Origin of the sequence: Rhizobium sp. SG570, from assembly GCF_012275345.1 — a bacterium.
GTDB classification, from domain to species: Bacteria; Pseudomonadota; Alphaproteobacteria; order Rhizobiales; family Rhizobiaceae; genus Rhizobium; species Rhizobium lusitanum.
In genome coordinates this window covers 297213-305510 of sequence record NZ_JAAZQI010000010.1, presented here as the reverse complement: position 1 = coordinate 305510, position 8298 = coordinate 297213, and the positions used below count along the sequence as shown (strand labels likewise).

Annotated in this window: 7 protein-coding genes; 6 read left to right on the top strand and 1 reads right to left on the bottom strand. The window is 57.4% G+C overall.

The annotated features are described in order from the left end of the window. The 6 genes from FHT28_RS21330 to FHT28_RS21305 form a co-directional block, all read left to right on the top strand. On the top strand, nt 1–469 hold a 469-nt coding region (locus FHT28_RS21330; RefSeq protein ID WP_281408454.1), incomplete at its 5' end, for a phosphogluconate dehydrogenase C-terminal domain-containing protein. Between the two features lie 79 nt (nt 470–548). Continuing rightward, nucleotides 549–1490, top strand: coding sequence for a D-ribose ABC transporter substrate-binding protein (locus FHT28_RS21325; RefSeq protein ID WP_047562261.1), 942 nt, complete (start codon nt 549–551; stop codon nt 1488–1490). A 78-nt stretch (nt 1491–1568) separates the two neighbouring features. Then, nucleotides 1569–2213, top strand: a complete 645-nt coding sequence (locus FHT28_RS21320) for a DUF2291 domain-containing protein (protein WP_047562263.1) — start codon at nt 1569–1571, stop codon at nt 2211–2213. Further along, on the top strand, nt 2210–3760 hold the full coding sequence (locus tag FHT28_RS21315) for a sugar ABC transporter ATP-binding protein (protein ID WP_168597269.1): 1551 nt from the start codon (nt 2210–2212) through the stop codon (nt 3758–3760). Before FHT28_RS21320 ends, FHT28_RS21315 begins: the two co-directional genes overlap by 4 nt. Further along, complete coding sequence (locus FHT28_RS21310; protein WP_168597268.1) at nt 3757–4821, top strand: ABC transporter permease; 1065 nt, start codon at nt 3757–3759, stop codon at nt 4819–4821. Before FHT28_RS21315 ends, FHT28_RS21310 begins: the two co-directional genes overlap by 4 nt. Before the next feature lie 850 nt (nt 4822–5671). After that, nucleotides 5672–6232: a response regulator transcription factor gene (locus FHT28_RS21305; protein WP_246704914.1), complete on the top strand. Its 561-nt coding sequence runs from the start codon at nt 5672–5674 to the stop codon at nt 6230–6232. Between the two features lie 697 nt (nt 6233–6929). Here FHT28_RS21305 and repC read toward each other — a convergent pair. Then, a complete protein-coding gene (repC, locus tag FHT28_RS21300) occupies nt 6930–8183 on the bottom strand; it encodes a plasmid replication protein RepC (protein WP_168597284.1) in 1254 nt (417 codons plus the stop codon). Between the last annotated feature and the right edge of the window lie 115 nt (nt 8184–8298).

The following is an 8298-nucleotide window of genomic DNA, read 5'->3' as shown; positions in this document are numbered from 1 at the left end:
CAACGACGAGACGGACATGCAGGCCAAGAAGGACCATTTCGGTGGCCTGTTTGCCAAGCAGCACATCGTCTCGGCCCTGATGCAGGGGCCGGAGAGCGCTTATGCGCTCGGCGAGGAAATCGCCAAGGTCATCTGGGCACCCGTCATGCGCTCGCACCGCGTGACCGTCGAGCAGATGGCGATGCTGGAACCGGGCCTTTCCGAGACGGTTTGCGCCTCGCTGCTCGTCGTCATGCGTCAGGCCATGGATGAATGTGTTTCCCGCGGAGTTCCGGCAGAAGCTGCCCGCGACTTCCTGCTCGGTCATATGAATGTTCTCGGTGCCGTGATCTTCAAGGAAGTCGACGGCGTCTTCTCCGACGCATGCAACAAGGCAATCGAGTTCGGCATCCCCGCCCTGATGCGCGACGACTGGAAGAAGGTTTTCAAACCGCAGGAGATCGCCGAAAGCATCCGGCGTATTACCTGAGGAGATCCTGGGGAGGGCGTCAGTCCTCCCTTTTCTGCCTCGCTGGGAACGGGGCCTGTTTCATAACTGGGAGGAAACCATGAAACTGACACGCAGACTGACACTTGCTGCCTTTGCCAGCGTTCTTGCCCTGGGCACGGCCGCACCTGCCTTCTCGGCGGATCTGATTGCCATCATTACGCCAGCCTTCGACAATCCATTCTTCAAGGCCGAAGCCGTCGGTGCCGAAGCCAAGGCAAAGGAGCTTGGCTACGACACGCTCGTCATGTCGCATGACGACGACGCGAACAAGCAGTCCGAGGTCATCGATACGGCCATTGGGCGTGGCGCCAAGGCCATCATTCTCGACAATGCCGGCGCTGACGCGACGGTTGCCGCCATCAAGAAGGCCAAGGATGCCGGCATCCCCGCCTTCCTCATCGACCGCGAAATCAACGTCACCGGTATCGCCGTCGCCCAGATCGTTTCCAACAATTACCAAGGTGCACAGCTCGGCGCGCAGGAATTCGTCAAGCTGATGGGCGAGAAGGGCAATTATGCCGAACTTGTTGGCCGCGAAGCCGATACCAATGCCGGTATCCGCTCGCAGGGCTATCATGACGTCATCGATGACTATCCGGACCTGAAGCTGGTCGCCAAGCAATCGGCGAATTGGAGCCAAACCGAAGCCTATGCCAAGATGGAAACGATCCTGCAGGCGAACCCGAACATCAAGGGCGTCATCTCGGGCAACGACACTATGGCGATGGGCGCAATCGCAGCCCTTCAGGCCGCCGGCCGCAAAGATGTCATCGTCGTAGGCTTCGACGGTTCCAACGACGTGCGCGACTCGATCAAGGCGGGCGGCATCAAGGCGACTGTCATGCAGCCGGCCTATGCCCAGGCTCAGATCGCGGTCCAGCAGGCCGACGCCTACATCAAGAACAAGACCGTGCCGAAGGATGAGAAGCAATTGATGGATTGCGTCCTCATCAACGCGGACAATGCCGACAAGCTTGAGACCTTCGCGCTGAAGAACTAACGGCAGACCGAGCACCATGGAGAGCGTGGAAACCCCACGCTCTCCAGATATGTTTCCTGTGAGATAGAGGTGCATTGCATGTTGAGGATCAGAGGCGCCGTCGCGGCCCTCATGCTGGTCGCAGCGCTGCCTGGCTGCAAGATCATCAAAACGCCGACACCTGAGGAAAAGGCGGCGGAAGCGGCAAAGACCGCCTTCGATCCGACGACCAAGGTCGAGGCGATCTGGCAATCACAAGTGCTTCCCGACCTTGAGAAGCGTGCGGGCGACTTCAAGACGGTGTTGCAGGCAGTCGCATCCAACCCGGATGAGGCCGGCGCAAAATATGGAAATCCGCGCAAGCAGGCCTCATCGCCCTGGACCTATGCGGTCAAGCTTAGCGGCAAGATCGTCGCCGCCGATACAACCTCCCGCGCAGGAACCCTCGACGTCGATGTGGATAGCGACGGCAAGGCGGACGCGAAGGTGCAGATTGGCCCGGCAGTCCGCGGTACGGCGCTGCGCGACGCGCTGGATTTCCTCGACTTCAATGAATTCAGAAACCAGATTGAATGGGCGCAATTCGGCAAGGCATTCAACGAGAAGGCAAACACGTCCTTCCTCGCGGCCCTGCCACGCGATGGCCTCGTGGGCAAGACCGTCACGGTGACCGGCGCGTATCCGCTGCCAGCCTCCGGTCAACTTCCGCTGATCACCCCTTCGGCGCTGGCGTTGGGGCAATGACCATGGGCGGCACGACAGAGGACGACATCATCCTTCGCCTGGAAGACGTATCGAAGGTCTATTCCGGAATCGTTGCGGTCAAGCGCGCCAATCTCGAGCTCCGGCGCGGCGCGGTTAATGTCCTGGTTGGAGAAAACGGCGCCGGCAAATCAACGCTGATGAAGATTATCGCCGGCGTTGAGCGGCCTACCCTCGGCCGCATCGTCCTTGAAGGTGAAGCCGTTCATTTCGATAGCCCGGCTGACGCGCAAGCGCGCGGCATCGGCATGATTTTCCAGGAACTCAACCTCTTCGCCAACATGTCGGTCGCCGAAAACATTTTTGCGACGCGCGAAATCACGCGCGGCATCTTCGGCATCGACCACAAGGCGCAAATTACCAGAGCCAATGAATTCCTAAAGAGACTGGACGCGGGCATCAATGCCGAGACCATGATCGAGGATTTGCCGATCGGGCAGCAGCAGCTTGTCGAAATCGCCAAGGCCATCTCGCTCGATGCCCGCATCCTGATCATGGACGAGCCGACATCGGCGCTGTCTGCTGCGGAAGTCGACATTCTCTTCAAGGTGATCGCCGAGCTTAAGGCGCAGGGTGTGGCAATCGTCTATATCTCGCACCGGCTGGAAGAACTGATGCGGATCGGTGATTACATCACCGTGCTGCGCGACGGGCAGATCACCGGCCAGGCTATGGTTCGCGATATCGATACGAAATGGATCGTCCGGTCGATGATCGGATCTGAAGCCAAGGATTTTGCCAAGGGCGACAGCCACACGATCGGTAAGGAAGCCTTCCGTGCCGAGGAGATCAGCCTGCCGCGCTCGACCGGCGGCCTTGCCGTCGATCACGTCTCGCTCTCCGTTCGCGCAGGCGAGATTCTCGGCATTTATGGCTTGATGGGCGCGGGCCGCAGCGAGTTCTTCGAATGCGTCATGGGTCGGCACGTGCATTCGACCGGCAAGATCTTCATCGACGGCGTCGAGGTTCGCGAACGCGATACCACCCGCCGCATCCGGCGCGGCCTGGCGCTGATACCGGAAGACCGGCAGCGCGAGGGGCTGGTGCAGGTGCTGTCCATTGCCAGCAACCTGACGCTCGCAAGCCTCGGACGCTTCGCCCGCTTCTTTCACATCGATGCCGGCGCCGAAAGGCGGGCCATGCGCGACATGATCCGTGACCTGTCGATCAAGGCACCCAATCCGGATTTCGAGGTGACATCGATGTCCGGCGGCAATCAGCAAAAGGTCGTCATTGGTAAGGCGCTGATGACAGACCCCAGGGTGCTTCTGATGGACGAGCCCAGCCGGGGCATCGACGTCGGCGCCAAGGCCGATGTCTTTCGCACCATGCGCAAGCTTGCCGGCAAGGGTCTGGCAATCCTATTTTCGACATCAGACCTGGAAGAGGTCATGGCACTTTCCGACCGCATCGCCGTCTTGAGCGACGGCAAGCTGGTCGCGGTCTTCGAAAGAAGCGATGCCACGGAAGAAGCCATCATCGCCGCTTCGGCCAAAGGACACGGACATACAAAGGAACTCGCGTCATGACGGCAGATACCTCTACTTCTTTTGCGGCCAAGCGGTCGAATGGCTCGGCACTCCTGACGCTGATGAAACTCAGAACCTTCATCGCGCTCTTTGCCGTCATTATCTTCTTCGCAATCTTCGCCCCGAACTTCACCTCGACCGCGAATATGATTCTAATGTCGAAGCACGTTGCGCTTAATGCCTTCCTGGCGATGGGCATGACCTTTGTCATCATCACCGGCGGCATCGACCTCTCGGTCGGCTCGATCGTCGGCCTGTGCGGCATGGTGGCGGGCGCCCTCATCCTCAATGGCGTCGCATTGCCGATCGGATACACCGTCTATTTCAACATATACGAGATCATCCTGATCACGCTTGCCGTCGGACTGTTGATCGGGCTCATCAACGGGCTACTCATCACCAAGCTTAACGTTGCCCCCTTCATCGCAACGCTCGGGACGCTCTACGTTGCTCGCGGCCTCGCGCTGCTATCCTCGGACGGCCAGACCTTTCCGAACCTGGTCGGCAGGCCGGAGTTCGACACGACCGGTTTCGACGTCTTCGGTGCCGGCAGGCTGCTCGGCCTTCCCGTTTCCATCTGGATACTCATCTTTCTGGCGCTGATCGCCGCCTATGTGTCCCGCTCGACGCCGATCGGCCGGCACATCTTCGCCGTCGGCGGCAATGAGCGCGCGGCACGCATGTCGGGCATCCGCGTCGATGGGGTGAAGATCTTCGTCTATATGTTCTCAGGGCTGTGTGCTGCGATCGTCGGCATCATCATTTCGTCGGAGCTGATGGCCGCTCATCCGGCGACCGGCGAGAGCTTCGAACTCAACGCCATCGCGGCTGCTGTTCTCGGCGGCACCTCGATGTCGGGTGGACGCGGTACGATCGGAGGCACGATCATCGGCGCATTCGTCATCGGCATCCTGTCCGACGGGCTGGTGATGATGGGCGTATCATCCTTCTGGCAGATGGTCATCAAGGGGCTGGTCATCATCATCGCCGTGGTTGTCGACCAGGCGCAGCGGCGTCTTCAGCAACGCGTTACCCTGATGCAAATGGCAAGGGCCGGATGAAATTGCGGAAATCCGGCGTATCTTGAACAGTCTTAGCAACACCCGTTCTCAGGCAATGACTTTAGATCATTCGCACGACGGCACCCTGGCGCTCTTGAAGGGAGTCGGCCTCTTGACCCGTTTCGCAATTTCCCGCGTTCTTGAAAACACGATATTGCTGACCTGCATATCTGATGACTGCAATGACGCTTGCGATCGCTCGTTTTTGTCACCCAGGTGCTGTCGCAGCCTGTCAGCAATATAGGGCCACTCGCAAGTGAAACACGGACTATAGGTTTCTTGTTGCCGACATTTCCGGCAGCAGATCCCCGCCACGAGCAAAGCTGCGGCGGAAAACCGTGTCGCGCCCGGATCATATTACCGATGGCCCAATTCTATATCTCATCACCTCCATGACCACCCTCATAAGCGGCGTCAATACGTGACAACATCCTTGATTATTATCAACGCATGTTGATGCACTAAAAAAAGATTAAGTATATTAGCTAATGGTCGACAATATGAGAAACCTAAATTGAGGAGAACAATATGAAGCAAGAAGCAATGCCGAAATTTAGACAGGGGCTTTGCTATCCAAAGAATAGAAGTATTCGGGCGGTCACAAGAAGAATAAGGGTCACACTAAAGGTTGGGGGTATCGACCATGAACGGACAGTCATTAACGAATGAGAAATTCGCTTCAGAAACAGCAGCTCGCATCATTTCAGTTCGAACACCGGATTCATTGAGGCCGTTTGTTGCCTCGGGCATCGCCGGCGCGGCAGAATCAGAGGACTATATCCTTCTGATCGATTCCAGGGCTCTGGGTCGCGAGTATTTTTCAAGAAGTCTCACAGACTATGACGACAGCATGAATATCGTCACCGTAGCGTCATTCGAGGAATGGCAGATACGGGACATGCAGGTCGCACCGTCAGCCATTCTCTTCATGATTGGCGGACGCAAGGTTTCCGACTCCGAAATCAGCACGAAAATTTGCGCCTTGGTGGAGAGATTCAAGGCCAGCCCCGTGATCGTCGGCGCCGACAGCGACGAGCTCGCACAGCTTTTGCAAGCACTGGAATGCGGTGCCCGCGGCTATATTCCGACCAGTGTCGACGTCAAGGTCGCAGCGGAAGCGGTGGCCCTTGCCCGTGCGGGAGGTGTATTCGTGCCTGCCAGCAGCATTCTGGCTGCCAAGGCGTCGATTACTCCCGCCGCGAGCAAGAATTGCTACCTCGACAGTCTGTTTACACCGCGTGAGGTCGTCGTTGCCGAGGCGCTGAGGCGCGGCAAGGCAAACAAGATCATTGCCTATGAAATGAACCTCTGCGAGAGCACCGTGAAGGTTCATATCCGCAACATCATGAAGAAGCTCAATGCGACGAACCGCACGGAAGTTGCCTACAAGATCCGGGAACTCGTGCAGTAACGCTTTGATCGCGCCGGCGAGCTTTGGTTGCTGCCCACCATGTGGCATCGCCAAAGATAGCGATCGTCGGCGTGAACTTGATATGGCGACGGACGAAGCGGCCTCAGCCAAGGCATGCGTCATCGCCAACACCGGATCTTGCGCGCCTTGTGAGGAGTCGAATGGCGGAGTCGAACGCTCTAAGCGGTTAGAGGCGTGGTTAGACTTCATCGTGGAATCCTTCCCCGATCGCATTTTGTATGTTGACCCGGTGGTTGACGGATCGCTGGAGCGCTTGAGGATGCCAGCGCTGCAAGTAGCCTGATAGACCGTTGCTGCGACCAGCTCTTCGGCCACGAATGGAAGAGCATTCACTCGGCCTTCGATCCTTCTGCCAGATAATCACATAATGATATACTGCTCCTGATTACCTCGTCCGGCCAGTGCCGGTGAACCTCACGTCCAGACTTCGTGGTCGCTAGAACCTCCAATGTACTCTCCATGGAGAAACTCCCTTCGCTCATCCATGGAAAGCCGATCACAGATTACAGCGGCTAGGACAACGTGGTGCCGGAACGGCGGTTACGGAAAGACGCAATCGATCAGTTCTGCACATTGAAGCAGCAGACCTGCCACTTCCCTGGTCAGCGGTGAGTCGGCGCCGGTTACGTCGAGCTAGAAGACGATGTCGAGATTTTCTATCAATGGCGCGGCCGTTTCACGATGCGCCTGCCCTAGCCCTTAGGAGGGCTGAGACCATCGGTCTGATTGTGAATTGTCGCTCTGTAGCTCGTCTTGTGAGGTTGCGGAGGTAAGCGCCTGCAGAGTTGATATGACCTCCCCTTTCAAAAATGCACGCAATGGCGACGCCGGCATTTTCGGGTCCCATGACCTGGCAGGCTTCATGGAAAGCTGACGGGCTTATTTGAAGCATGGGTCGCAGAACAGCTGTTGCAGTCAGGAGGTCGTGCCATGTCCGGATCTCTCCACCCGGACCGTAGGGAGCGATTTCAAGGCATGCTCGAAGCACAGTATCTAGTGGAACTGAGGGCTGAAGCGACTTTAGCGGCACGCCAGTAGTTTCGCCGGCGGATGGGCGGATTTTTTTCCCAGCCTCAAACGCGGACGGTGAACCAAGAGGCTTCGTCGGTTGCGCTTCCTGGACGGTTTCAGATTCAGAAATGGATTGTGTTTGTGAATCCTGTATGTGGCGCTCATTTTGGGATTCTTTGGCGCACATATTTTGCGTTTTATCGTGCTCGTCCAAGAGCTTGACGATCGTTGTGCGAAGCTCAAGTAAACGGCCGAGGAGAAATTGGAGTTCTTCGAGCGACGGGCGGCGAGGCAAAGATGCAAGGCACGTGCGGAACCGGTCGTGGATCAGGCCCCACTCGCCTTCTACGTGACCGTCTAGCGCCAGCTGGATAAGCTTGGTTATGTCGCGCCGGCATAGGCTGATCCGTTCCCTTGTTGCGTGAAAATACTCCCGATCGGCTGTGATTTTCGCGGCGATCCCCTCGATCTCCCTTGCGCGTACCAGCAGCGGAGCCAAATTGAAGCCGAAAGCTTCGTTGATCTCCCCTGCCCTGCTCCGCCGTGCAAATCGCTTGCCGTTAGCGCTGTCTTTGCGAAGGATAAGGCCAGCGTCGACGAGTGCGGCCAGATGACGTCTCAACGTAGCTGCAGTCATACCTCTTGCGCGTATCGAAAGCTGGGCATTCGACGGAAAGACGATGAGGTCGTTGTTCGCAGTGAGTTCATCAGACGGGTAGAACGACAATAGAGCATCGAGGACCGATAGAGATCGATCGGACACATTCAGTTCCTCGCGAGCCTCGCAAACGGCCCTGAAGAGCTTCCATTTATTTCGCTTGGTCTCAGGCTTTGCTTCGCTGATTTGTCGTTGCCGTGCCAACAAGGCAAACGACATCGACCGCCGCCCAAAGGGCGTCGTGACATGTCCACGTTCCATTTCTTCACCTTTCATAAGGCAAAAGAAATCCGCTCACCAAAAACGGTGCCAAGACTCTTGACTGTGATTCGTGGAAATGCGATTCTCGATCTTGCTTAAGGACTTGAGGAAGGCT

Excerpts from the sequence above, each read along its gene's own strand:
- FHT28_RS21320 (WP_047562263.1), top strand. The coding sequence starts at position 1,569 with ATGTTGAGGATCAGAGGCGCCGTCGCGGCCCTCATGCTGGTCGCAGCG.
- FHT28_RS21310 (WP_168597268.1), top strand. The coding sequence starts at position 3,757 with ATGACGGCAGATACCTCTACTTCTTTTGCGGCCAAGCGGTCGAATGGC.
- FHT28_RS21305 (WP_246704914.1), top strand. The coding sequence starts at position 5,672 with ATGAATATCGTCACCGTAGCGTCATTCGAGGAATGGCAGATACGGGAC.
- FHT28_RS21325 (WP_047562261.1), top strand. The coding sequence starts at position 549 with ATGAAACTGACACGCAGACTGACACTTGCTGCCTTTGCCAGCGTTCTT.
- FHT28_RS21315 (WP_168597269.1), top strand. The coding sequence starts at position 2,210 with ATGACCATGGGCGGCACGACAGAGGACGACATCATCCTTCGCCTGGAA.
- repC (WP_168597284.1), bottom strand. The coding sequence starts at position 8,183 with ATGGAACGTGGACATGTCACGACGCCCTTTGGGCGGCGGTCGATGTCG.